This window comes from Streptomyces sp. 1114.5 (genome assembly GCF_003635085.1).
Lineage (GTDB): Bacteria > Actinomycetota > Actinomycetes > Streptomycetales > Streptomycetaceae > Kitasatospora.
Genome location: NZ_RBXE01000001.1, coordinates 1,711,896 through 1,734,481 on the forward strand (window position 1 = coordinate 1,711,896; position 22,586 = coordinate 1,734,481).

29 protein-coding genes are annotated in these 22,586 nt (G+C 70.9%); 9 read left to right on the forward strand and 20 right to left on the reverse strand.

Going from position 1 to position 22,586, the window contains the following annotated elements; translation table 11 throughout:
- Positions 1–92: 92 nt before the first annotated feature.
- The 4 genes from BX285_RS07375 to BX285_RS07390 all read right to left on the reverse strand — a co-directional run bounded on the left by BX285_RS07375 (position 93) and on the right by BX285_RS07390 (position 4,354).
- Positions 93–1,172 carry an NAD(P)-dependent oxidoreductase gene (locus tag BX285_RS07375; protein WP_218893100.1) on the reverse strand — a complete coding sequence of 360 codons (1,080 nt, stop codon included), beginning with the start codon at positions 1,170–1,172 and terminating at the stop codon, positions 93–95.
- Entirely contained in the window at positions 1,169–2,257 is a 1,089-nt protein-coding gene (locus tag BX285_RS07380; protein ID WP_121174746.1) for a glycosyltransferase family A protein, read from the reverse strand. The genes BX285_RS07375 and BX285_RS07380 overlap by 4 nt, the downstream gene beginning before the upstream one ends.
- A gap of 18 nt (positions 2,258–2,275) precedes the next feature.
- On the reverse strand, positions 2,276–3,976 hold the full coding sequence (locus BX285_RS07385; RefSeq protein ID WP_121174747.1) for a Rieske 2Fe-2S domain-containing protein: 1,701 nt from the start codon (positions 3,974–3,976) through the stop codon (positions 2,276–2,278).
- A gap of 96 nt (positions 3,977–4,072) precedes the next feature.
- On the reverse strand, positions 4,073–4,354 hold the full coding sequence (locus BX285_RS07390) for a hypothetical protein (RefSeq protein WP_097237270.1): 282 nt from the start codon (positions 4,352–4,354) through the stop codon (positions 4,073–4,075).
- 423 nt (positions 4,355–4,777) lie between these two features.
- Between BX285_RS07390 and BX285_RS07395 the strand changes: the two genes are divergently transcribed.
- From BX285_RS07395 to BX285_RS07415, 5 genes are all read left to right on the forward strand, one after another.
- A complete protein-coding gene (locus BX285_RS07395; RefSeq protein WP_121174748.1) occupies positions 4,778–5,155 on the forward strand; it encodes a VOC family protein in 378 nt (125 codons plus the stop codon).
- Positions 5,156–5,287: 132 nt separating this feature from the next.
- Complete coding sequence (locus BX285_RS07400) at positions 5,288–6,532, forward strand: sensor histidine kinase (protein WP_121174749.1); 1,245 nt, start codon at positions 5,288–5,290, stop codon at positions 6,530–6,532.
- The gene (locus tag BX285_RS07405) at positions 6,520–7,170 is read left to right on the forward strand and encodes a response regulator transcription factor (protein WP_097237273.1); all 651 of its coding nucleotides are present in this window, start codon (positions 6,520–6,522) and stop codon (positions 7,168–7,170) included. Before BX285_RS07400 ends, BX285_RS07405 begins: the two co-directional genes overlap by 13 nt.
- Positions 7,171–7,306: 136 nt before the next feature.
- Positions 7,307–7,801 (forward strand): hypothetical protein, encoded by a 495-nt coding sequence (locus BX285_RS07410; protein WP_259470456.1) that lies wholly within the window; start codon positions 7,307–7,309, stop codon positions 7,799–7,801.
- Between the two features lie 165 nt (positions 7,802–7,966).
- Positions 7,967–8,578 (forward strand): class I SAM-dependent methyltransferase, encoded by a 612-nt coding sequence (locus tag BX285_RS07415; RefSeq protein WP_121174750.1) that lies wholly within the window; start codon positions 7,967–7,969, stop codon positions 8,576–8,578.
- Between the two features lie 132 nt (positions 8,579–8,710).
- Here BX285_RS07415 and BX285_RS07420 read toward each other — a convergent pair whose 3' ends face one another.
- The 9 genes from BX285_RS07420 to BX285_RS07460 form a co-directional block, all read right to left on the reverse strand.
- On the reverse strand, positions 8,711–9,793 hold the full coding sequence (locus BX285_RS07420; protein ID WP_259470457.1) for a hypothetical protein: 1,083 nt from the start codon (positions 9,791–9,793) through the stop codon (positions 8,711–8,713).
- On the reverse strand, positions 9,718–10,170 hold the full coding sequence (locus tag BX285_RS07425; RefSeq protein WP_097237276.1) for an NUDIX domain-containing protein: 453 nt from the start codon (positions 10,168–10,170) through the stop codon (positions 9,718–9,720). Before BX285_RS07425 ends, BX285_RS07420 begins: the two co-directional genes overlap by 76 nt.
- A 70-nt stretch (positions 10,171–10,240) precedes the next feature.
- Positions 10,241–11,089 (reverse strand): Scr1 family TA system antitoxin-like transcriptional regulator, encoded by an 849-nt coding sequence (locus BX285_RS07430; protein WP_121174751.1) that lies wholly within the window; start codon positions 11,087–11,089, stop codon positions 10,241–10,243.
- Positions 11,079–11,600, reverse strand: coding sequence for a DUF6879 family protein (locus BX285_RS07435; RefSeq protein WP_097237278.1), 522 nt, complete (start codon positions 11,598–11,600; stop codon positions 11,079–11,081). The genes BX285_RS07430 and BX285_RS07435 overlap by 11 nt, the downstream gene beginning before the upstream one ends.
- Positions 11,584–11,805 (reverse strand): hypothetical protein, encoded by a 222-nt coding sequence (locus BX285_RS38180; RefSeq protein WP_097237279.1) that lies wholly within the window; start codon positions 11,803–11,805, stop codon positions 11,584–11,586. The genes BX285_RS07435 and BX285_RS38180 overlap by 17 nt, the downstream gene beginning before the upstream one ends.
- Before the next feature lie 198 nt (positions 11,806–12,003).
- Entirely contained in the window at positions 12,004–12,687 is a 684-nt protein-coding gene (locus BX285_RS07445) for a hypothetical protein (RefSeq protein ID WP_183107021.1), read from the reverse strand.
- 93 nt (positions 12,688–12,780) lie between these two features.
- A complete protein-coding gene (locus BX285_RS07450) occupies positions 12,781–12,972 on the reverse strand; it encodes a DUF397 domain-containing protein (RefSeq protein WP_121174752.1) in 192 nt (63 codons plus the stop codon).
- 63 nt (positions 12,973–13,035) lie between these two features.
- A complete protein-coding gene (locus BX285_RS07455; protein ID WP_121174753.1) occupies positions 13,036–13,227 on the reverse strand; it encodes a DUF397 domain-containing protein in 192 nt (63 codons plus the stop codon).
- Between the two features lie 7 nt (positions 13,228–13,234).
- Positions 13,235–14,038, reverse strand: a complete 804-nt coding sequence (locus BX285_RS07460; protein WP_183107022.1) for a helix-turn-helix transcriptional regulator — start codon at positions 14,036–14,038, stop codon at positions 13,235–13,237.
- Between the two features lie 274 nt (positions 14,039–14,312).
- Here BX285_RS07460 and BX285_RS07465 point away from each other — a divergent pair, with 274 nt between their 5' ends.
- On the forward strand, positions 14,313–14,678 hold the full coding sequence (locus BX285_RS07465; protein ID WP_121174755.1) for an ATP-binding protein: 366 nt from the start codon (positions 14,313–14,315) through the stop codon (positions 14,676–14,678).
- On the forward strand, positions 14,678–14,923 hold the full coding sequence (locus BX285_RS07470; RefSeq protein WP_097237284.1) for a hypothetical protein: 246 nt from the start codon (positions 14,678–14,680) through the stop codon (positions 14,921–14,923). The genes BX285_RS07465 and BX285_RS07470 overlap by 1 nt, the downstream gene beginning before the upstream one ends.
- Before the next feature lie 161 nt (positions 14,924–15,084).
- Here the strand turns inward: BX285_RS07470 and BX285_RS07475 are convergent, their stop codons facing one another.
- The 5 genes from BX285_RS07475 to BX285_RS07495 all read right to left on the reverse strand — a co-directional run bounded on the left by BX285_RS07475 (position 15,085) and on the right by BX285_RS07495 (position 19,641).
- Positions 15,085–15,612 carry a potassium channel family protein gene (locus BX285_RS07475; RefSeq protein ID WP_121174756.1) on the reverse strand — a complete coding sequence of 176 codons (528 nt, stop codon included), beginning with the start codon at positions 15,610–15,612 and terminating at the stop codon, positions 15,085–15,087.
- 403 nt (positions 15,613–16,015) lie between these two features.
- Positions 16,016–16,282 carry a Sec-independent protein translocase subunit TatA gene (gene tatA / locus BX285_RS07480; protein WP_097237286.1) on the reverse strand — a complete coding sequence of 89 codons (267 nt, stop codon included), beginning with the start codon at positions 16,280–16,282 and terminating at the stop codon, positions 16,016–16,018.
- 228 nt (positions 16,283–16,510) lie between these two features.
- Positions 16,511–17,080, reverse strand: coding sequence for an isoprenylcysteine carboxylmethyltransferase family protein (locus tag BX285_RS07485; RefSeq protein WP_121174757.1), 570 nt, complete (start codon positions 17,078–17,080; stop codon positions 16,511–16,513).
- Positions 17,081–17,232: 152 nt separating this feature from the next.
- Complete coding sequence (locus BX285_RS07490; RefSeq protein ID WP_097237288.1) at positions 17,233–17,868, reverse strand: class I SAM-dependent methyltransferase; 636 nt, start codon at positions 17,866–17,868, stop codon at positions 17,233–17,235.
- Positions 17,869–18,069: 201 nt separating this feature from the next.
- The gene (locus BX285_RS07495) at positions 18,070–19,641 is read right to left on the reverse strand and encodes an MFS transporter (protein WP_121174758.1); all 1,572 of its coding nucleotides are present in this window, start codon (positions 19,639–19,641) and stop codon (positions 18,070–18,072) included.
- A gap of 135 nt (positions 19,642–19,776) precedes the next feature.
- Here BX285_RS07495 and BX285_RS07500 point away from each other — a divergent pair, with 135 nt between their 5' ends.
- Positions 19,777–20,361: a TetR/AcrR family transcriptional regulator gene (locus tag BX285_RS07500; RefSeq protein ID WP_097237290.1), complete on the forward strand. Its 585-nt coding sequence runs from the start codon at positions 19,777–19,779 to the stop codon at positions 20,359–20,361.
- 19 nt (positions 20,362–20,380) lie between these two features.
- Here BX285_RS07500 and BX285_RS07505 read toward each other — a convergent pair whose 3' ends face one another.
- Positions 20,381–20,698, reverse strand: coding sequence for a cupin (locus tag BX285_RS07505; protein ID WP_097237291.1), 318 nt, complete (start codon positions 20,696–20,698; stop codon positions 20,381–20,383).
- Between the two features lie 230 nt (positions 20,699–20,928).
- Here BX285_RS07505 and BX285_RS07510 point away from each other — a divergent pair, with 230 nt between their 5' ends.
- A complete protein-coding gene (locus BX285_RS07510) occupies positions 20,929–21,192 on the forward strand; it encodes a hypothetical protein (protein WP_097237292.1) in 264 nt (87 codons plus the stop codon).
- A gap of 113 nt (positions 21,193–21,305) precedes the next feature.
- Here the strand turns inward: BX285_RS07510 and BX285_RS07515 are convergent, their stop codons facing one another.
- A complete protein-coding gene (locus tag BX285_RS07515; RefSeq protein WP_097240146.1) occupies positions 21,306–22,463 on the reverse strand; it encodes an acyl-CoA dehydrogenase family protein in 1,158 nt (385 codons plus the stop codon).
- Between the last annotated feature and the right edge of the window lie 123 nt (positions 22,464–22,586).

A 22,586-nucleotide genomic window follows, 5' to 3' on the forward strand; every position in this document is an offset into this window, starting at 1 on the left:
TTCCGTTCCCTTCGCAGTGGGACCTTCGCGGTCAGAAGCCGTCGGCAGCCGTGAACGATCGTCAGAAGCCGTCGGCAGCCGGGCGTGCACGGTCAGAAGAGGACCTTGACCGTGCGCAGGGCACCCTCGCGCCAGCGGTCGGAGTGCGTCCGGCCGGTGGTGCCGCCCACGGCGGACCGGTTCGCGCGGTACCAGGTGAAGCTGCGCTCGATGGCGGTGGCGTTGGAGTGGCGCGGGTGGAACCCGAGCACCTCGCGGGCCGCGGTGATGTCGACGCAGGAGTCCCGGGTGAGCTTCTGGACGAGCCGTCCGTACACCGGGGAGAGCCGCAGCGCCGCCAGGGTGCGCAGAGCGGCCTTGGCGGGGCCGAGCGGCAGCGGCACGACCCGCTTGCCGTGCCCGGCGAGGTCCAGGACGACCTGGCAGTCCTCGCGGAACGAGCCGTACTCGGCCGCGCCGACGTTGAACTCCCGGTTGATCCGCTCGCCCGGCATGGTCAGCATCGCCGTCACCAGGTCGCACAGGTCCTCGACGTCCAGCATCTGGTTGAGCGTGTGGCCGCCGCCGAGGACGGGGAAGCCCCGGCCGTCGAGCGCCCAGTCGAAGAGCATCGCGAACACGCCCAGCCGGCCCGGGCCGATGAAGGTCTTCGGCCGCAGCACGGGGACGCACATCCCCCGGCGGCGGTGCTCGGCGCAGAGCCGTTCGGCCTCGATCTTCGCCGCGTTGTACGGGTCGACCGGGACGAGCGGGTGGGACTCCGGGGTCGGGGTCCGCTCCGGCAGCCCGTACACCGCGGTGGAGGAGATGTGCAGGACCCGGTCGGTGCCGGCCTTCCGGGCGGCCTCCAGGACGGTGCGGGTGCCGTCGACGTCCACCGAGCGGATCTCCGCCGCCGGGTGGCTCGGCAGCGCGGCGGCGCCGTGCACGACCACGTCCGCCCCGGCGGTCAGCCGGCCGACCAGCGTGCGGTCCCGGACGTCCCCGAGCACGGTCTCCACGGAGGGCAGGGCGGCGAGTTCGGGGGGCAGCGGGCGGCGGTCGAGGGCGATGATCCGGTGGTCGGGCGAGCTGCCGAGGCGGCGGACCAGGGCGCTGCCGAGGAAGCCGGCGGCGCCGGTGAGCAGGAGCTGCTGGGGGCGGGTGCCGGTGCCCTGGGGGTTGGTGGTCACGGCCGGCCCGCCGGTGCGTCGGTGGTTGCCGCGTCGGTGGAGGCGGCTGCTGCTGCCTGCCGCCGGTAGAGCGACCGGAACTCCGGGCTGAGCAGCCACTGCCCGGCCCCGACCGCCGCGCCCGCGGTCACTGCGGCGCCGGCCGCGAAGTGCAGGGCGGTGTACGCGACGGCCGTCCCGACGCCGCGTTCGCGGACCAGGAAGGCGTGGAAGCCGCGGTCGGCGAGCACCGCGCCGGCCGCCAGGGCGGCGGTGGCCGGGAGGGCGCGGGGGGAGAGCAGGGCCAGCGGCAGCGAGGCCACCGCGCCGGCCGCGGCGAGCGCGGCGACGGCGCGGGAGCGGGTCTCGAAGCCGCGCATGAAGCCCCGGTGGTCCACGTAGAGCGGCACGCGCAGCCGGGCCCGGCGGAACAACTTGCGGACCAGGCCGGACAGTTGCTCCTCGTCGTTGTGCCGGCCGACGACCTGCGAGCTGAGCTCGATCCGGTGGGTGGCGGACAGCCGCACGCCGAAGTCGATCTCCTCGGTCTGGCGCAGGGCCGGGTTCAGCCCGCCGGACTCCAGGAACAGCGCCCGGCGGATCGCCGCCAGGGCGGAGAACCAGGGGGTGACGGTGCCCTCGGAGCTGATCCGCCAGTAGTACGACTGGAGGATCCGGTAGTCGCCGACCCTGGTGGTGGGCAGCAGCGGGTGCTTGTCCGTGATGCCGCAGACCGACCCGACCTGCGGATCGGCGGCCAGCTGCTCGACCGCGGAGGCGACCGAGGTCGGCGACAGGCCGACGTCGGCGTCCAGGAAGAAGACGATCTCGCCGCGGGCCTCCCGGGCACCGCGGTTGCGGGTCTCGGCCGGGCCGGAGTTCGTCTCCTGGCGGATCAGCCGGCACGGGTACCGTTCGGCGATCCGGGCGGAGTCGTCGGTGCTGGCGTCGTCGACCACGACGATCTCGACGTTGGGGTAGGTCTGGGCGGCCACCGCCTCCAGGCAGGCGGGCAGGGTGCGGGCGTCGTTGTAGAGCGGGATGACCACGGACACCAGGGGAAGGGCGGCGGGAAGGTCGGCGGGAGGGCTGGTTGGAACACTCATGAACGGTCCTGTTCGGGCTCAGGCTGCGGGGATCTCGGCGGCGGGGATCTCGGCTTCGGGGATCTCCGCGGCGGGGATCTCGGCTTCGGGGATCTCCGCGGCGGGGATCTCGGGCAGGTCCGGGTCACTGCCGGCCGGGCCCACCCGCGCCGCACTGATGATCTTCCGGTCGTCACTGGTCAGGCAGCGCCCGGTGGACATGTCGAACTCCCAGTCGTGCAGCCGGCAGGTGAGGACGCCGTCCCGGTGGGATCCGAACCGGACCAGGTCCGCCTTGAGGTGCGGGCAGAGCCGCTGGACGACGTAGTCGCCGGCCCCGGCCCGCTCCTCGGTCTGCTCCGACTCCGCGTAGTAGCCCTCGACGTAGGACATCCGCTCGGTCGAGAGAGAGGCGAAGAAGGTGGTCACGAACTCGTTGAAGGGGCCCTTGCGGGCGGCCTTGAAGCGGCAGGAGAGGAACAGCTCGTTGGCCCAGTCGGGGCAGCGCGCGGCGACCAGCCGCTCCACCAGCGGCCGGGGCAGGGTGAAGCGGTAGCGGCACTCCTCGCCCGCCCAGCGGCGTACCCGGCGGTCCAGGAAGTCGAAGAGGATCTGCTCGGCGGGGGCGGGGGCGGGGGCGTCCGTACCGTCCGACGTCCTGTCCGGGGCGTCCATCACCTCGACCAGGACCCGCCCGTTGATGCCCGCGCAGGTGCGGTCGGCGTGCTGCAACAGCGGCTCCACCCACTCCTGGAGGGCGGCCAGCAGGTCGGTGCGGGTGGTCGGCCAGGCCGCCTTCTCGGCGCGGATCCGGTCGGCGCGGCGGGCCTGGTACGCGCGCAGGTAGCCGGTCCGGTCGTCCCGGATCCGGGCGACCTCCCGCTCCTCGACCTGTTCGATCCGGCAGCTGCGGTCCGGCCCGAGATCGGCCACCGTGCCGGGCAGCAGCAGGTGGGTGTTGGTCACGCCGTGCTCGCGCAGGAAGTCCAGGAAGACCCACTGGTCGGGGAAGATGTTGGAGGCGTCCCCGTCCAGGTCGTTGAGGTGGAACAGCTCCTCGTCCAGGAAGCAGGGCGGCCCGGCGAACGGGAAGACGTGCTCGGCACCGTACTGCTCGATGTAGTTGAGCGCGCGGGTCATGCCGTTGCGGCGCTTGCGGCGGCCGACGGTCTGCTTCATCCGGGCGGGGAAGTCGTAGACCATCGGGTACCAGATCGCGCCCGAGTACTGGAGGAAGTGCCCGGCGAGCGGGCCGAATTCGCGGATCCGGGGCTCGTCCACCGGGCGGGCGTCGTTCTGGTTGAGGATGCGCGTCCCGTTGTCGTCGACGAGCAGCGCGGAGTCGCCGATCGGGCCGTCGGTCGGCGAGGTGAGCGCGTTGACCATGACCCGGACGCCGCTGTGGAGTTCGGTCGGTTCGAGGTCGCGGGTCTGGACGAAGTGGCGGAACCCCAGGTCCTCCATGGCCGTGCGCAGGTCGCGGACCGGGTAGTCGGGGAGCAGCACGACGGTGTCCTTGGACATCCGGGTGCGCAGCCACTCGGCGTCGAAGTGGTCGTGGTGCAGGTGGGAGACGTACAGGTACTCGGCGGTGTGCAGCTGGGCGGTGTCCATCGCCTCGTTGTCGGGGAACGGGAACCACGAGGCGAAGAAGGCCGGGTTGAACCACGGGTCGCACAGGATGCGCCCGGCACCGGTCTCCACGAGCAGGCCGGCGTGGCCGACGGATGTGATGCGCATGAGTCTCCAAGGTCAGGCGGGCGACGGCAGGAGGAAGCGGCCCCGGAGGAAGGCAACGGCGGTGGGGGAGAGGGCCGTTGGGCGTGGCGGTGACTGTCAGGGAGCGATGGGCCGCGGGCCGGCGGAGGGCCGGTCGAGCACCTTGAAGTCCGCGACGGCGAAGCCGCAGAGCGCCAGCGGGGCATCGACGACCCGGTGGGCGATGGCGACGGCGCGGCCGACGGCGTCGACCCGGTCGCAGTCGGCCAGGTAGAGCGTCAGGCGGATGCCCCGGTCGGTGATGTGGACGTGGGCGTGCTCGACGCCGTCGCGGGCGGACGTCACGCTGTCGAGGGCCGAGAGGGCGGCCCCGACGGTCGGCCAGGCGTCCGCCGACACGCGTGCCGTGGCGGTCAGCAGGACGCCGACGAGGTGAACCGGAAGTCCCGGGGCGTGGGGGGCCGGTGGCCGGTCAGCCCCAGGAGAAGCCGTCGCCCACCGGGGCGGCGGAGGAGGCGGGGTTCACGGGCACGGACGTGGGCATGGGGAAGTCCTTCGCATCGACGTGGGGGGATTCGGGCCGCACTCGTCCGCGGCCTCAGCGGCGACAAGATTCGCACGCACGTCGGAAGGAACGCAGTGATTCCCGGGTGGCACGAAACGCGTGGCACCTTCGGGCCAGCCGACGGGGGAGCCGGTCGACCCCCGATGACCTGCGCATACGTACGGCTTGGCCTGTTCCGGTCAGGTCGGAAGGTGACAGCCCCCGGGGCCCGCTCGTGTTCCACCATCCGGACACCGTGCCTCCGCCACAATGGCGGCATGCTCACGATCGGCTCCCTCGTCCTCGGTGTCTCCGACATGTCCCGCGCCGTCGCCTTCTGGACGGCCGCCCTCGACTACGTCCCGCGCGGCGGCCTGGTCGAGGACGACTGGACGGTCCTCGTCCCCGCCGACGGCCCGGCCGGCGGCGTCCAAATCGCCCTCGGCCTCAGCGAGTCCCCCGTCCAGGAGCGCCCCCGCGTCCACCTCGACCTCTACGCCGGCGACGCCGCCGACCAGGCCGCCGAGGTCGAGCGCCTGCTCGCCCTCGGCGCCGAGCGGGTGGACTGGGACCTCTACCCCGAGGACCCCGACTTCGTCGTCCTCGCCGACCCCGACGGCAACCGCTTCTGCGTCATCGACACCAGCCACGGCTGACAGCCGACAGCGCAGGAAGTCGGCCCGGCCGACTTCCTGCGCAGGGAAGATCTCCAGCTGGTACCAGGTTCACCATGCGATCGGGTGCAGGTTTCATGGCACCGTCCTTCTGAGGTGCCCTAGCGTCGTGCCATGACGATTCCAGCTGGACTGAGACGCACGGTGCTCCGGGCGCAGCGGGACACCGGCTTTCTTGCCGCTGGTGTGCTGCCGCACCTGGCGCTGGTGCCCGTGTGGGCCTGGGCGGCGGCGACCACCGCCAGGACGGGGGACTGGCTCCTTACGGTTTCCGTCTCGGCCGCCCTGGTCCTGCTCGTCACGCCGATGCTGACGGCCGTTCAGCGGGCTCGCTGCCGGGTGCTCATCGGTGTGGACGTCCCGCGACTCACCCCCACCGCGCCGGAACAGTGGACGTGGGCCGCGACCGCCCGGTGGCTCGCGGCGACGCGGCCTTGGCGCAAGATCGGTTACCACCTCCTGCTGGGCCCGCTGCTCGCGCTGCTGGAGCTGCTGGTGCTCGCGGTGGCAGCGGCGGGTCTGGCGGGCGTCATCGCCTGCGCCTGGGCGTGGGCGCTGCCGACCGGAATCCGCCAGGACTGGTTCGGCTACCTGACGCAGCTGCCGGCCTACACAGCAGCTGGACTCCTCCTCCTGTGCGCCCTGCCCTGGGCCGCGCGGGCAGTAGCCCGCGCCGAGGCACGGCTGGCATTGGGCCTGCTCGGGCCCAGCCGGGCGCAGCGGCTCCAGGAGCGGGTCGATCAGCTGGCCGTGAGCCGGACCGACTTGATCGAGGCCGTCGACGCGGAGCGCCGCCGGATCGAGCGCGACCTGCACGACGGCACCCAGCAGCGGTTGGTGTCCCTCGCGGTCAACCTGGGTCTGGCCGTCGCCACCCGCCCGGACCTGCCGGGCGCCCGCGAGGTGATCGCGAGAGCGCACCTGGAGGCGAAGGAGGCGATCACCGAACTCAATGACCTGGTGCGAGGGCTGCACCCGGCGGTGCTCGAAGACCGAGGTCTGGACGCGGCGTTGTCCGGGCTGGCTGCCCGCACGCCCCTGCCGGTGCGGCTGCGGGTCGATCTGGAGGAACGGGTGGCGCCCAGCGTGGAGTCGGTCGCGTACTTCGTGGTCTCGGAGGCGCTGACCAATGCGACGAAACACGCCAACGCGATGCGTGCGGAGGTCATCGTCCGTCGGGTCGGCGAGGTGCTGCGAGTGCGCGTCACCGACGACGGGCTGGGCGGCGCCGACGCCGCCGCCGGCACGGGGCTGGCCGGGCTGGCCAAGCGGGTCGGCTCCCTCGACGGGGCCTTCCACGTCAACAGCCCCGTTGGGGGACCCACCACCATTACCGCGGAGCTGCCGTGCGCGCGGTGATCGCCGAGGACTCGGTGCTGTTGCGGGTCGGCCTGATCAAGGTGCTGGAGATGGGCGGGTTCCAGGTCGCCGCGGAAGCCGACGATGCGGAAGGGCTGTTGGCGGCGGTGGCGGAGCACCGGCCCGAACTCGCCCTGATCGACGTCCGGATGCCGCCCGGCTTCACCGACGAGGGGGTGCGGGCGGCGATGGAGATCCGCCGGCGCTGGCCGGGGACGGCGGTGGTGCTGCTGTCGCAGTACGTGGAGGAGCGTTACGCGGCTGACCTGCTGGCCGCGAACACCAGCGGTGTGGGCTACCTGCTCAAGCAGCGGGTGGCGGACGTCGCCGATTTCGTGGCGGCGGTGCGGCGGGTGGCGGACGGGGGCACGGCCCTGGACCCGCAGGTCGTCGCCCAGCTGCTGCTGCGCCGCGACAGCGACCCGCTCGCGCGGCTGACCCCCCGCGAACGGGAGGTGCTCGGCCTGATGGCCGAGGGGCGCTCCAATGCCGGCATCGCGCAGGCGCTGGTGGTCAGCGAGAGCGCCGTGGCCAAGCACATCAACAACATCTTCGCCAAGTTCGACCTACCCGTGGTCGACGCGGACCACCGCCGCGTCCTGGCCGTCCTGCGGTTCCTCGGAGCGTCCCGGGCCTGACCGGCTGCTCCCGCCGGCCCGGAAGGTGTAAGTAGCACCACCATCAAGTCGGATAGGAGCGCTACTGCCTCGGGTGCGCGTGAACGACATGCTGATGTCGTGCCCGCGGGGCGGGCACGGGAGGGAGTCAGGTGTCATGGCGAGCACTCAGCTGACCGGCGTTCATTCGCACCGTCTCGTCCGCGTGGACGCCGGTTCGGACTCCGGTGCCCCGCGGATCCTTCCGAAGGCCGCGGCCGCTTCGACGTTCCCCCTGCTGCGTCGTCGGGCGGCCACGGTCCTCACCGTGCTCGGGCTGGCGATGATTCCCTGGCTGGTCCTCCTGCACACCGAGCTACCGGCCACCGCTCAGGCCTCGCACTGGGCCTGGACGTGGACGGGTCTGGACAGCTCCGAGGCGCTCGGCCTGCTCTCCACCGGACTGCTCCTCAGGCGCGGCGACAGCCGGTCCTGCCTGACCTCCGCCGCGACCTCGGCCCTGCTGCTGGTCGACGCCTGGTTCGACACCATGACGGCTGCCCCGGGTTCGGACTTCAAGCTGGCGGTGCTGATGGCGGTCTTCGCCGAGCTGCCGCTGGCGGTGGCCTGCGCGGTTCTCGCGACCCGGACCTTCCCTCGGCCGGCCCGCTGAGCGGAAGAGCTCGCGACGTGATCGGCGCTTGCGGTGCGGTCCGGTCCGGTCTGGTCCGGTCCGTTCCGGGAAGTCCCGGCCTGCCGCCAGCAGATTGCATGCAAACACAACTGATGAGTAATCAGAAACGCATCGATGGCCCAATCGAACTTTTAGGGAGGAATTATGAGGAATTCGCGGGCATTGATCGGCGCGGGCGCTGCTGCCGCCGTCGCCACCTGGTGGTTCACCGACTCCGCGCCGTACCCGTACTCTCAGCGCTGGCTGCTCGACCTGCCGCTGCCGTTCCTGACTCTGAAGCGTCTGGACCACGTGCTGCAGGCCCGGGAGGGCCAGAGGATCCTGGAGATCGGCCCCGGAACCGGCCTGCAGTCGCTGCACGTCGCACCGCAGCTGGGCCCGAACGGCCGGCTGGACATCGTGGACATCCAGCAGGAGATGCTCGACCACGTGGGCCGCCGAGCCAAGGAGCAGGGCGTCGACAACATCGTGCCGAACTGCGTTGACGCACATGAACTTCCTTTTGCAGATGCCTCGTTCGACGCGGCCTACCTGGTGACGGCGCTGGGCGAGATCCCGGATCCGGCACGTACGCTGGCCGAGCTGCGCCGGGTGCTGAAGCCGTTCGGACGGCTGGTGGTCGGCGAGTTCTTCGACCGGCACCAGATCCGGCCGTCCGCGCTGATCGGCCTGGCGGAGGGAGCCGGGCTGCGGGTCGCCCGGCTGTACGGTCCGCCGTTCGCGTACTACGCGCTGCTGCGCCCGATCGACGCCTGACGCCGCTCGGCCGAACCGCAGGGGCACGGCGCGCCCGGTTTGCCGTCGTTCCCCCGAGCGCTCCCGCATCGATGCGGGAGCAGGAAGTCGGCCCGGCCGACTTCCTATGCAGGGAACCGCGCGAAGGTGGCCCTACGCGAACGGATCAGGCCCAGCGTAGGCGGGTGAGCGGAAGGTGCGGCGGAAGGTTTCGGGTCCGTGGCGCTGGTCGAGCCAGGTCGTCAGGGGGCGCAGGTCGCCGCAGATCATCGCGGCGAGGATGAGCTCGTGCAGCGCATGCGAGTCGGCCCCGCCGAACTCGGTGAGGAAGCGCGCGTACCGCGCTCCGACGCCGTGCTCGTATCCGGCCATCGCCAGGTGGAAACGGGAGGCGATGCCAGGCTCCGCGTGGTCGAAGTCGCCCGGCTCCAGGCGGCCCGTGGTGTCGCGAAAGGCCAGACGATCGGGCGGTGCGATGTGCTCGGCAAGCCCGAGACGGTCGGCTACCGCAGTGGCGATCATCCGGGCCTCCCGATCGGTGGCTCCCTCCATCACGATGCCGAGGTTCCGGGTCGAAACGGCATCGGCCCTGTCCGGTGCCGAGTACGACCGGCCGTGCGGGTCACGCCAGTTGATCCCGTAGCGGCTGCGGATCGGCTCGCCTGTCATCAGCCGGTACTCCCGGAACGAGCCCCAGTGCAGGCAGTCGTGGGCGTAGGACCGCAGCAGATCGAGCGCCACCAGTTCCGGTGATGCCAAGCGGGGGTCGTCCAACCGCCCGTAGCGGGTGATCACCGACGCCAGTTGCACGTGCCGGTAGCCCTGGTTCGGGTGGTGGAAGCCACCGAAGGAGTCGGGCCGGGTCGACCGCACCCCGACCCACACCCGGTCGATCGGCAGCAGCCGGCTCAGCCCCAACTCCCGGTAGCGGTCCGCCAGGAGGCCAGCACCTTGCCGGAAGACCTCCCGGGCCGACTCGTCGGACCACGTGTCGAGCACCCAGTGCAGGAGGGGGAACGTGATGTGCGGGTGAGCCCGGTCGAGCGCCGCCGTTGCCCGCCGTGCGGCCAGCAGATGGGCCAGCTCGGCCTGCTCGCTGACGTCGCCGGCCAGGTGCTCGTTCGGGCCCAGGCAGGAGGGGGTGAGCGAGTGACCGAGGGTCAGGGCCGCCGACGAGCGATCAGCTGCCGGTGCGAGTCCTGTACTCCCTCGGGGAGATCGTCCGGTGAGAACCATCGAGCCTCCAGGATTTCGAACGAGGCCGCCTCGATCCGCCCGCTGACGTACAGGGCCTCGTAGGCGACCTCGACGCGAAGCTTGTAGCCGCTCTTCAGGTGCGCCAACTCGCACACCTTGACCGTGAGTCCGGTCTCCTCCCGGACCTCACGCACGATCGTGTCTTCGAAGCTCTCGCCCGCGTTCGCATAGCCGGTGGGCAGACCCCACTGGCGGCCCTCGGGCCACATGCGGTGCTTCAGCAGCAGCACCCGCCCGTCCTGGTCGCGGACGATGCCCGTCACGCCGACCATGAACTTCGAGTGCCACAGCCACAGAACGCGCCACTGCATCGGACCACGGATGATCCGCCAGAGCTTCGCGACGATCTTCTTCATGGACCTGCCTTCGTTCAGGGGAAGATTAGGGGATTTCCGAGCGGCCGCTCAATGGTATTCCTGATATCGACTAGAGATCGCGCGATATGCTCCGAAAGCGGTTTGCCCACGCGCCCAGCTTTGCGCGGGCTTCATCGCCCCAGAGTGAATACCCTTCAAAGGTTCGAAACTCGTGCAGGTATTCCTGGATATCGCGTGGGTCGCGAAAAACCAGCGCTCCTGTGGAGACTTCCACGGTGGCCAGAGCGGCATCGTAAACCGTGAAGACGTTCAATGGCGCCCATGGCATATGGCCGGCCATCGGGATGACTCCAAGCCGAACGTTCGGTAAGAGTGAGACGGAGGCCAGCCGGTCTAACTGCATGGCCATGGCCTGCTCCCGCACAAGCGGCCAGAGGCACGCCTGCTCAGTCAGGATGAAGGTGAAGCGCTTGGCGGAGTCGTAGAGAACGGCCTGCCGCTCCAGCTTCTTGGCGATGGCCTTCGTGTGGTCGCCGGGGAACGGGGCGAGGCTGGCCCTGATGTAGTCAGGTGTCGCAAGCAGGCCGGTGATCATGGTCGGCAGGAAGTACCTGAACGTCGTTGAGTTGCGTTCAAGACTCGCCAGCTCGATCTGCTTCTTGTCCAGCCCCTTCCGGCGCAGGGCCCTGGCGTCCTGCCACTCCGTGTTCGCGATGCGAGCGAGAGCGGTCACGTGCGCCACAAGCTCCGAGGGTGTCCGCAGTACTCGGAGAATCAGTTCGACGTCGACGAGCGACGGGGTGACCTTGCCGGTCTCGATCTTGGAGATCTTGGACTGTGACATGTTGACACGCCGAGCGAGCTGGACTCCGGAGAGTCCAGCTCGCTTGCGAAGCTCTTGAAGTACTGCCGCCAGGTCTGAATTGGATTGACCCAGCGACTGCGGATCAAATGTCAATGCCCTTCACGTACTCCTCGAAAGGCACCGATTCGGCGATGGCGATCCGCTGGTATTCGATGAAGTGGCTGATATCGCCCTCGAACACGGTGCGGTCGATCTGCGTGCCATCAGGGAGGTAGTTCATCAGCACTACCTCCTTCTTGTCGAACATCCAGTAGTCGGTCACACCAGCCAGGGGATTGGGCCGATCCGTGACGTCCATGATTCTCACGTCCTCGCCGGCCCACACGTGGGGCAGGTAGTACATGAACTCATAGCGAAGGTACTCGGAGAGCGGCCGCGTGACGATGTGCACGCGCCCCTTGGACTTCCCCTCCCGCCGCACTCGTCGGAGGTCTTCCGTGTAGGAGTTGGTGTGCGTGCGCGGGTCGATCCGCTCGCCGGCGCGAAACGCTCGCAGCTCCTCTTCCTCCTGCGAGACGTTGTAGACCGGCAGCGTCTCCAGTCGCCACGCTTCCGTCTCGAAGTCACGGAACCTGGCCTGCCAGACCTCACCATCCAAGCGCACGGACAGCCTCCCGAAGCACACTCTCGGGGATCTCCACCAGCCCTTCGCCGCGGGGCGGCGTGAAGGCGCCGGATGTGGCCCCCTGGATCACGAACGTCCCCCGCTCGGTGCGGTAGACGTTGGGACAGTCGTTCTGATTGCACTCCCCCGAGCCGCTGCCGTTGCCCGTGTTGGTCAAACGTGTGAGACCCGACCTGGTGTCCATCTCAACCCCCTAGGAGTGCAGCCCTGTCGGGCTACTTGGAGATGACGCTAGGGAGCTGATCGTCGGCTGTCCACGAGAGGTGGGAGGAATTCCTGTATCGGACTAAAGATCAAGGTCGAGTGGTCTGCTTCGGCGGGTCTTGCCAGTTCGCCCCGCCGAGCGAGGGCTCGGCGGGGCGAAGGGCGGTGCGGGGTTGGTTCAGCTCACGAACTCTTCGTCGCCGTAGCGGACGTCGGCGGTGTTCCAGTCGACGCCGAGGGACTGGGTGAACTTCTGGGCCAGGGGCAGGTCGGCGAGCGGGGCGATCAGGGTGAGCTTTCCGTCGAGGGAGACCGAGCCGCCGCCGAGTTCGTCCCGGGCTTCGGGGTCGGCGAGCAGCGCGTCGTGGAGCTTGGTCGCGGAGACGCCCGGGGCCTGGATCTCGACCGCGTCGGCTTCCGGCGAGGTGCGGGGGAGGCAGCGGAAGGTCAGGACTGCTTCCTGGTGGTACTGCTTGGCAATCACGCCGGCGATGTGGTGCAGGCCGTCCCGGCTGACCCTGTTGACATCGAACTCGCGCGAGCGTTCGTAGGTCGCGCGCTTGAGATCGCTGGACCAGAAGACGCCGTCGAGCAGCTTCGAGGCGCCGGGCCGCGCGCCGTTGGCGCGGATGATCCCGCGCACCTCGTGGTCGAAGCGGGTGAGGCGGGTGTTGAGCCGGGGGTCGGCCGGGTCGGTGATGATCGCGGTGTTGTTGGTGGCGAAGATCTCGCCTGCCGGGCAGGAGCGATTCGCCGGGCTCGCCTGCGCGGTGCCCGTTCCGCCCACAACCCCCAGCGTCAGGGCAGAGATGGTGACGAGGACGGGGACGCGTAGCCGTCGTCGCACGATGACGTTCTTCATGGCCTGGTCAACGAGCCTTGGCGAGGATCGTTGCGCGCGGCCCACCCGCACAGGAAGTCGGACGGGCCGACTTCCTGTGCGGTGGTGGGTCAATCAGGCGTGGTGGTCGAACTCGCCGGCCTTGAGGGCGTGGAGGAGGGCGGTGAAGGTGGCGGGGGCGGTGCGGAGGATGAGGTGGCCCTCGTCGGACTCGCGGAGTTCGATCAGCCCGTCAGTGATGCGGATCTCCACGCATGCATTGCTTGAGCCCGAGTAACTGGACTTCTGCCATGTGGAGCTGGGCATCTTGGCCTCCGGGGGATGGGTGCTTCGGCCCCTCACGCTCTGTCGCGCGAGGGGCCGGTACGGCTAGGCGTGGTGGTCGAACTCGCCGGCCTTGAGGGCGTGGAGGAGGGTGGCGAAGGCGGTGGGGGCGGTGCGGAGGATGAGGTGGCCCTCGTCGGACTCGCGGAGTTCGATCAGGCCCTCGACGGTTCGGATTTCGACGCACTCGTTTCCCGAGGCGCTGTAGCTGGACTTCTGCCACTCCGAGCTAGACATAGCTGAGTTACATCTCCTTCATGATGGATCGGATGAAGTCGCGCGATTGTTCCTCGGAGAGGGCGCTGGCGTCCAAGCTGGAGAAGATCGTCCGGTACTTGGCCAGGTTGGCCGGGGAGTCGAAGAACAGTGTGCCCGGGGAGATGTCCATCTGGACCGTGTCCAGTTCCGGGGCCGGTCCCTCGACGTAGGTCAGGTTCTCGCCGGCGCCCGGGAAGGTGTCAACGGCGAACGGCACCACGCGAATCGAGAGCCCCGGTCGCTCCGAGTCATTCAGCAGTGCGGCGAGTTGTTCCAAGAGCACCGCGGGTCCGCCGAACTGCATACGGAGCGCAGCCTCGTGGATGAAGGCACGGGCGGGAGTTGCTTCGAGGACTTCCCGGCGCCTGAGGCGGAAGACTGTCCTGGTCTCGATTTCCTGTGGAGGTAGGGGAGGTACGAGTCGGGCGAACATCGCAGAGGCGTAGGACCTGGTCTGGAGCAGACCTGGCAAGTAGACGGTGTTGCAGAAGGAGATTTTCTCTGCATGCCCCTCAAGCTCTGCGACCTCAAGGAAGTCGGTAGTCAGAGTGTTGCGGTACTCCTCCCACCAGCCCTTTCCGCGCTCTGTGGCTATGGCAGCCATCGCATCGATCAGTGGCTGATTGGTGCACATGCACACGGTGGCGATGGTCCGCAGGCGCTCGACGCTGATCCCGCTCCTGCCGCTCTCCATCTGTGTGACCTGCGTTGCGTGGATGCCGAGTTCGCGTGCCAGCTCGCTGCCGCCGATGCCGGCCTGCTCCCGGATCCTTCGCAGCTCGGTGCCCAATCGACGTTGGCGCAGGGTCGGGTTCGGTCGAAGGGCCATGGCGTCCTCTCTGCGGGCAGTAGGACCAGTGTGCCCCACGTTAGAGGGAAGCTTTTCACAGTGGTCTTCATCTGAAGACCGTGTGCGCTATGGTCGATGTCACATCGATCCGACGGATCGTCAGTAACGCCTATCCGTCGCACCGCAGAGCAGCCATGCCCATGTGCCTGGCCTGGTTCACGGCGACGTATCCGCCGGTTCACCACCACCACCACACACGCCCGGGAGATCTCCCATGCGTCACCTCAACACGCCCTCCCTCACCCTCACCCGCCAGTCCCTCCGCGACGCGATGATCCGCGCCGGGTGGCCGCCCTCCGCCACCTTCGACGCCGAACTCGCCCTCTGCGAGCTCCTGGTGAACGCCTGGCGGCACGGCCGCACGCCCGCGCCGATCGTCCAGATCCTCTTCCTCAACGCCGTCCTCCGCGTCTCCGTCTCCGACGAGAGCCCCCTCCTCCCCGACCAGGGGCCGCTCTCCCTCCTCGCCGAGTCCGGCCGTGGCCTGCAGCTCGTCGCCGGCCTGACCCGCCGCTGGGGCGTCGACCCCCAGGAGCGCGGCAAGTCCGTCTGGTTCGAGTGCGAGAAGGACGCCGCCTGATGTCCGTCCCCCGCCACCCGATGCTGCCGACCGACCCCCGGATCAGGCACTACACCGACGCCCACATCCGCACCCTCCTCGCCGAAGTCGACGAGCGGGGCCGCAAGTTCGGTCTGATCTGGCCCTCCGCCGGCACCGACCGGACCCTCGACGGCCGCGTCCTCGTCCGCTTCAACACGGCCCCGGCGTCCACCCTCCTCAATCTCCTCACCCTCCTCCTCGACGCCGAGCGCGAGACCTGGTGAGGTTCCTGATCGCGGCGGCCTTCGCCATCCTCCTCTCCCTCGCCCTGGCGACCGTCGCCCTGGGCGTCGTCACCGCCCTCCGCGCGGCCCCGCCGCCCGACGAGGAAGCCTGACTGACCCGGTACGCGCGGCGGGTCGCGTGCACAGGCCCGCCGTGCCGGTCAGTCCCTTCCCCGGAACCTCTGCTCCACAGTGCTGCGGACCGCCCGCGAAGCCGTCCCGGCGGCCGCCGCCAGGAACACGAAGTTGTACCCGATCTGCAGCATCACCACGAGCCGTGCTGCCTGCCCCGACGGTGTGATGTCCCCGTACCCGACCGTCGCCATCGTCACGACCGTGAAGTACAGCGCGTCCAGCCGGGTCTCCAGCCCCGCGAACTCCGCCTTGTGCGAACCCAGCACGAAGTACGACGCCGAGAAGATGTTCATCGCCAGGGCGATCAGGAACACCAGCCAGGCCACCGGCCGCTTGGCCGTCCCCCGCAGCACCCCGACGATCTTGACGACCATCAGCCAGCTCAGCGCCGCCAGGGCCCCCGCGAAGCCCAACCAGCTCACCAGCGGACGCCGGTCCCCGAACCACTCCAGCGGCAGCGTGAAGTACCCGACCATCAGCAGCGTGAACGCGACCAGCAGCCAGGCCCAGGCCCGCAGGTCGGCGGGCGGCGGCGGGGGAGAGCTCTCGGACATCCCGCCCAGCCTCCATCGACACCGCCCGGGACGCGCGCCCGCGTAGACCGATCAGGCGAGTCCGGCTCGCCGAGCCGCCCGCCGAGCACCGCGCCGATCCGCCCCCCGGCCCGCCAGGCCCCCCACCGGCGCCCAGCCCGGTAGCGGCGGTGGTGGCGGCGGGGGCGGCAGCTCGGTGGAGCCGCCAGGCCTCATGTCGTCCGGCGCGGGCGGGGTGGGCGGGAATGGCGCGGGCAGTCCGACGGTGGCAGCGGAGCCGCCGGGGCCTTCGCCACGTGCCTGGGGCTGAAGGTGACCCCCCGCGCGCAGCGATCTGCGCCTCCCGAGGGATGCCGTCGCCGCGCGCGGACAGCGGAAAGCCCCCGGTGGGATCACCAGGGGCTTTCCGAAGAACGGGGAGAACTCAGGTGGTCTCGGGCCGCTTGGTCTCGGTGGTCTCGGTGGCCTTGGTCACGTTGGTCGGCGTGACGGCCGGGCGCTCGGTGCTCTGCGCGGTGCCGGCGTCCGCCGGGGTCTCGTCCTCGCGCATGGCCTTGGTCTCGGCCTTCAGGATGCGCATCGACTTGCCGAGGCCGCGCGCCATCTCGGGCAGCTTCTTCGAACCGAACAGCAGGATGACGACCGCCAGCACCACGAAGATGTGCCAGGGCTCAAGACCGTTCCGCAGCATCCCTGGCCACCGGTCCCTTCTTGTCTAGAGTCATGGCGGGCTAGCGCCCGTGCTGGCCAGTATGCCTGGCCCTCACGGCGAACGGATACACCGGCCGGGAAACGCTGGCCAAAAACCAGGTGCCGCCACGGAGTGGAGCGCACGCCCGAAGGCGGTGGCGGGCCAGGTCGGGCGGCAGGCGGTCGGCGGGCGAGCCGCGCGGTCCACCGGCGGCCCGCCCCGGTCCGATCAGTAGACGAACGGCACCAGCCGCTTCGACACCAGGCGGTACTGCGCGTACTCGCTCCCCAGCGAGTCCAGCAGCAGCCGCTCCTCGGCGGCGATCCGCCAGCCGTACGCGGTGAGCAGCAGCGCCGCGACCACCAGGGCGGCCGCCCAGCTGCCGGTGCCGAGCGCGTAGCCGATCCAGACCAGCAGGCTGCCGGCGTAGCCGGGGTGGCGGATCAGCCGGTACGGGCCGCTGCGGACGACGCGCTGGGCGTCCACGGTGCGCAGGGTCCGGGTGTAGTACGCGCCCAGGGTGCGCATGCCCCAGGCCCGCAGCGCCAGCCCGGCGGCCACCAGCGCGACCCCGAACCAGCGTGCCCGGTCGGGCAGTTCGCCGATCGAGGCGCGGTCGGCCAGCACCACGACCAGCACCGAGGCCAGGTAGCAGCCGAGCAGCAGCCGGGTCGAGCCGCGGTCGCGGCGGTCCGCGCGCCAGCTGCCGGCGGCGGCGTCCTCGCGGCGGCGCAGCAGCAGCTCGTAGGCGGCCCAGCACAGGACGCCGAGGAGGGAGAGGAGGGTGGGCAGGGACATGCGGCGGCTCCCGGCGGTCGGAGGGACGTCTCCACGGTCCTCCGGGCGGCCCGCCGGTGCATGCGCCCGGGGGTGGATGCGCTGCCGTCCACCCCCGGGTGGACGGCAGCGCGGCCGCTCACACCGGGCGGCCGCTCACACCGGGCGGACGCTCACGCCGGGCGCCGCGCCAGCAGGTAGCCGCGCCGGGTGGGGGCCTCCTCGGGCAGGCCCTCCCGTTCCAGCCGCACCTCGACGGTGAACCCGGCCCCGGCCAGCAGGGCGGCGACGGCCTCGGTCTGCAGGAAGTGGAAGTCCACGTCGACGGTGTGCCCCCACCACTCCTCCATCCGCCGCACCTCGGTGCCCAGGTGGAAGGAGACCAGCAGCACCCCGCCGGGCCGCAGCACCCGCAGCACCTCGGCGAACGCGGGCGCCAGCTCGGCCGGCTCCAGGTGGATCACCGAGTACAGGGCGACGGCGGCCGCGAACTCCCCGTCGGCGGCGGGCAGCGCCAGCAGGTCGCCGGTGCGGAACGCGGCCCGCGGCTGCTCCCGCCGGGCCAGCTCGATCATCCGCGGGGAGAGGTCGATCCCCACCACCTCGGCCCCGCGCCCGGCCAGCCACCCCGCCACGTGCCCGGGCCCGCACCCGAGGTCCGCCACCACCCCGCCGGCCGCCTCCTCCAGGACGACGCCCAGCAGCGCCCGGTCCACCACCTTGAAGGCCAGCTCACCCCCGATCCGCCCCAGGTACTCCTCAGCCACCGCGTCGTAACTCCCCCGCACCCGCGCATGATCGGCAGTCATGCCGCCCACCCTGGCACGGCGGGCCGAGGAGCGAGGGCGGAACGGCCCCGGCGATCGCGCCTCCGTCGGCACGGCGGAGGTGCTTGCCATGATCCGCACGCGCCACCACTGATCGGGCCTGAACACGGCACAGAGCCCCCGCCCGGGGTGGGCGGGGGCTCTCGATGACTCGCGTGGACCGGTCCGGTGCGGCCGGGCGGGTCAGACGGTGACGGCCTCGGGCGCGGCCTCGTTCTCGGCCCGGGTCTCGTCCGGTGCGGCGGCCGGGAGGTGGCGCATCAGGCGGTAGGCCAGGAGCGCGGCGCCGAGGGCAAAGACCATGCCGACCACGGCGGCGACGTGCAGGCCGTCGGTGAAGGCGGTGCTGGCGGTCTCCAGCAGGTCGGTGCCGAGCCGGCCGGGCAGGTGGGCGGCGACGGTGACCGCACCGCCGAGCGTGTCCTGGGCCGTCCGGGCGGCCTCGCCCTGGAGGCCGGCCGGGAGGGCACCGTCCAGCTGGTGGCGGTAGACCGCGGCGCCGGCCGCGCCGAGCAGGGCGATGCCGAGCGAGCTGCCGAGCTCGACGGCGGTCTCCGAGGTGGCGGAGGCGGCGCCGGCCTGCTCGACGGGGGCGGCGGAGACGACCATCTCGGCGGTCATCGTCATGGTGCCGACGGTCCCGGCGGCCAGCACGCCCGCTGCGGTGAGGATGAGCGCCAGCGGGGAGTGCGGGCCGACCTGGGTCATCATCGCGAAGCCGGCCGCGCCGATCAGGAACCCGCCGCCCATCAGCACCGCCGGGCGGACCTTGCCGGCCAGCGCCGAGCTGGTCCCGACGGCCGCGCCGACGCCCACGCTGGGCACCAGCGACCAGAGCGAGGCGGTCAGCGGGCTCATGCCCTTGACCAGCTGCAGGTACTGCGAGGTGAAGAGGGAGAAGCCCATCATCGCGAACATCGCGATGGTGTTGACGCTGATCGCGCCGCTGAAGGTGCGGATCCGGAACAGGCTCAGGTCGAGCAGCGGGGCGGCGGCGGTGCGCTGACGCCACACGAAGGCGGCGGCGAGCAGCAGGCCGGCGAGGAGGGCGAGGGCGGGCTGCGGGCTCCAGCCGTCGACGGCCAGGGTCTTGATCCCGTAGACGAGCGGCAGGATCGCGGCCAGTGAGAGCGCGGCGCCGAGCAGGTCGAAGCGGCCGGTGCGGGCGGTGGAGCGGTACTCGGGGAGCAGGGCGGGCGCGGTCAGCAGCACCAGGGCCATCACCGGGACGGCGGGCAGGAAGGCCGAGCCCCACCAGAAGCGGTCGAGCAGGAGGCCGCCGGCGACCGGGCCGAGGGTGGCCCCGGCGGTGAGGACGCCGCCCCAGGCGCCGAGGGCGGCTTGCCGCTGCTTGGGGTCGTGGAACATGGTGCGGATCAGCGCGAGGGTCGAGGGCATCACGGTGGCCCCGGCGGTGCCGAGCAGGGCCCGGGCCGCGATCAGCTGGTTCGCGTCGTGCGACCAGGCGGCCAGCAGCGAGGCGCCGATGAAGCCGGTGGCGCCGATCATCAGCAACCGGCGGCGGCCGATCCGGTCGCCCAGCGCGCCCATCGTGATGAGCAGCCCGGCCAGCAGGAACGAGTACATGTCCATGATCCACAGCTGCTGGGTGCCGCTGGGCGCCAGCGTGGTGGAGATGTACGGGACGGCGAAGAAGAGCACACCCATGTCCATGGCGAGGACGAGGGTCGGGAGCAGGAGGACGGCCAGGCCGATCCATTCGCGACGGCCTGCGCGGCCGGTGGTTGCGGTCATGGGGAAGACGGTACGGGCGTGTCAGACGCTTGTCTAGTACGTATGTGTAAATCGAGCGTGCAAGACGCTGGAGCAAGACGTCCGTGCGAGACATTCGTGCAAGACATCTGTGCAGCACTTCCGTAGGATCGGGGCATGGGAAACCGCGAAGACCTGATGGCCGGCGCCAAGCGCTGCCTGTACGAGAAGGGCTACGGGCGCACCACCGCCCGCGACATCGCCACCGCCTCCGGTGTCAGCCTGGCCGCGATCGGCTACCACTTCGGCTCGAAGGACGCGCTGCTCAACGCGGCGATGATCGAGGCGATCGGCGAGATGGGGGAGGCGCTGGGCGCGGTCGTGTACGGCGCCACCCAGGTGTCGGAGGATCCGGAGGTGCGCTTCGCGGCCGTCTGGAACGGCCTGCGGGACGTCTTCGTCGAGCACCGCGGGCTCTGGGCCGCCCAGTTCGAGGCGCTCGCCCAGGCCGCGCACGCTCCCGAACTGGCGGAGGCCTTCGCGGGGGCGCAGAAGGAGGGCCGGCTCGGCCTCGCCGCGCTGTTCCAGGGGCTGACCGAGGTGCCCGACACCGAGGAGGAGCTCGTCCGCGGCGCCTTCTACCAGACCCTGCTGGCCGGTTACGCCGCCCAGTGGCTGGCCGCACCCGAACTCGCGCCCAGCGGGATGGACTTCCTGCGCGGGCTGCGGCTGGTCAGCGACAGCGTGCTCAACCGCGGCTGAGCTCTCCGGGCGGGTGCCGTCAGGTCGTGACGGCGGTCAGCAGCACCACCGAGTCCACGTGCGCCAGCAGCCCGTGCCGCTCCTGCGGGACGGGCTCAAGGCGGCCGACGGGCAGCTCCAGCTGCCGGCCGGCGATGGTCAGCGAGACCCGGCCGCGCAGCACCTGGACGCTCCCGGCGGCGGGCGGGTTGTGCTCGTCCAGGGCGGTCCCGGCGGTCAGCGCGATCACGGTCTGCCGCAGGACGCCGTCGTGCAGCACCAGATGGGCGCTGCGCCCGTGCGGGCTCTCGGCCGCGAGGGCGGCCTGGTCCACGGCGAGCTGTTCGAGATCGGGCATCGCGCCGCCTCCTCGCTCCGGGGGCCCAGGGTCGTGTGCGTCGTACGTGTCGTGCGCGTCGCGCAGGGTCGTGTGCGGTCGTGTGCGGTCGTGTGCGGTCGTGTGCGGTCGTGTGCGGTCGTGTGCCCAGGGTCGCGGACGCCCCGGCCTCCCGCACCCGGAGCGGCCCGGCCCGGGCCGATCGAGCGGCCCGAGGTGCAGGCTCCGCCGACTGCCTGCATCGTGGAGGCATGGCGACCAACCAGATGTTCAACGGGCTTCAGGTCAACCGCTCGCTGCTGGCCGGCGGCGTGCTGCTCACCGGCGTCGGTTCGCTGCTCGGCGCGGCCGGCGCGGCGATGGTGTGCACCGCGCTGTTCACGGCCGGCCGCAGCTGGGTGCGCAACCTGGAGACCCCGCCGACCGCGCTCGCCCAGCGAGCCCTGCACGACGCGAAGGTGGCCTCCTCGGCCGGCTGGGACGCCTGGCGCGCCCAGCACAGCTCGCCCAACTGAGCCCCGGGAGCGCGGGAGCCCAGGAGCCCAAGCGCGGGAGCCCGGGGGGCTGCAGTCCGGTTCGACCGCAGCCCTGCAGCCCTGCAGCCCTGCCGCCCTACAGCCCTGCCGCCCTACAGCCCGAGCGACTTGGCGACGATGCTGCGCATGACCTCGCTGGTGCCGCCGTAGATCCGGAACACCCGGTTGTCGGTGTAGAGCCGGGCGATCGGGTACTCCAGGATGTACCCGTAACCGCCGTGCAGCTGGAGGCACTTGTCGATCACGACGGACGCCGACTCGGTGCAGAACAGCTTCGCCGCGGCCGCGTCGGCGACGGTCAGCTCGCCGCTCTGGTACAGCTCCAGCGCGCGGTCCACCATCGACTGCTGCGCCATCACCTGGGACTCGCAGTCGGCCAGGGTGAACTTGGTGTTCTGGAACTCGGCCACCGCCTTGCCGAACACCTTGCGCTCCTTGACGTACTGCACCGCGAACCGCACCGCGGCCGCGGCCGCCGCGTAGGCGCCGACGGCGATGGCCAGCCGCTCCTGCACCAGGTTGTGGGTCAGGTAGGCGAACGCCCGCCCCTCCTCACCGAGCAGGTTCTCCACCGGCACCTTGACGTCGCTGAACGCCAACTCGGCCGTGTCCGAGGTGCGCAGGCCGATCTTCTGCAGCTTGCGGCCGACGGTGTAGCCCTCGGAGGTGGTGTCCACGCAGAGGATGGACAGGCCGGCCCGGCGGTTCTCCGGGTCGTACGGCGCGGTGCGGCAGACCACCAGGACGAGGTCGGCCAGGACGCCGCCGGTGATGAAGGTCTTGGCGCCGTTCAGGACGTAGTGGGTGCCGTCCTCGGAGAGCCGCGCGGTGGTGGTGATGCCGGCGAGGTCGGAGCCGGCGCCCGGCTCGGTCATCGCGATCGCGGTCATGATGTCGCCGGACACGAAGCCGGGCAGCCAGCGCTGCTTCTGCTCCTCGTTCGCGTACTCCAGCAGGTACGGCAGCACCAGCCCGGTGTGCACGCCGGAGGAGCCGAAGCTCACGCCGGCCCGGGCGGTCTCCTCGGCGACCACCGCCTGGTACTTGAAACCGCTCTCGCCCGCGCCGCCGTACTCCTCCGGCACCTCGATGCCGTAGATGCCGAGTTCGCCGAGCTGCCGGTAGAAGTCGCGGGGCGGGTGGCCTTCGGCCTCCCAGCTCTCGTAGACCGGGACGACCTCGTTGGCGATGAAGTCCCGGATGGTCTCCCGGAAGGCCTCGTGGTCCTCGTTGAACACGGTGCGGCGCACGGCGGCGCTCCCTTCGACGGTGCCGGCCGGAGCGGTCGGCGGGGCGGAACGGGCCAGGTGGTGGCCCGACAAGTTAATCCCGGGTAGCTTCGGCTGTCCAGCGTCGGCAGGCTTGCGGAGCAA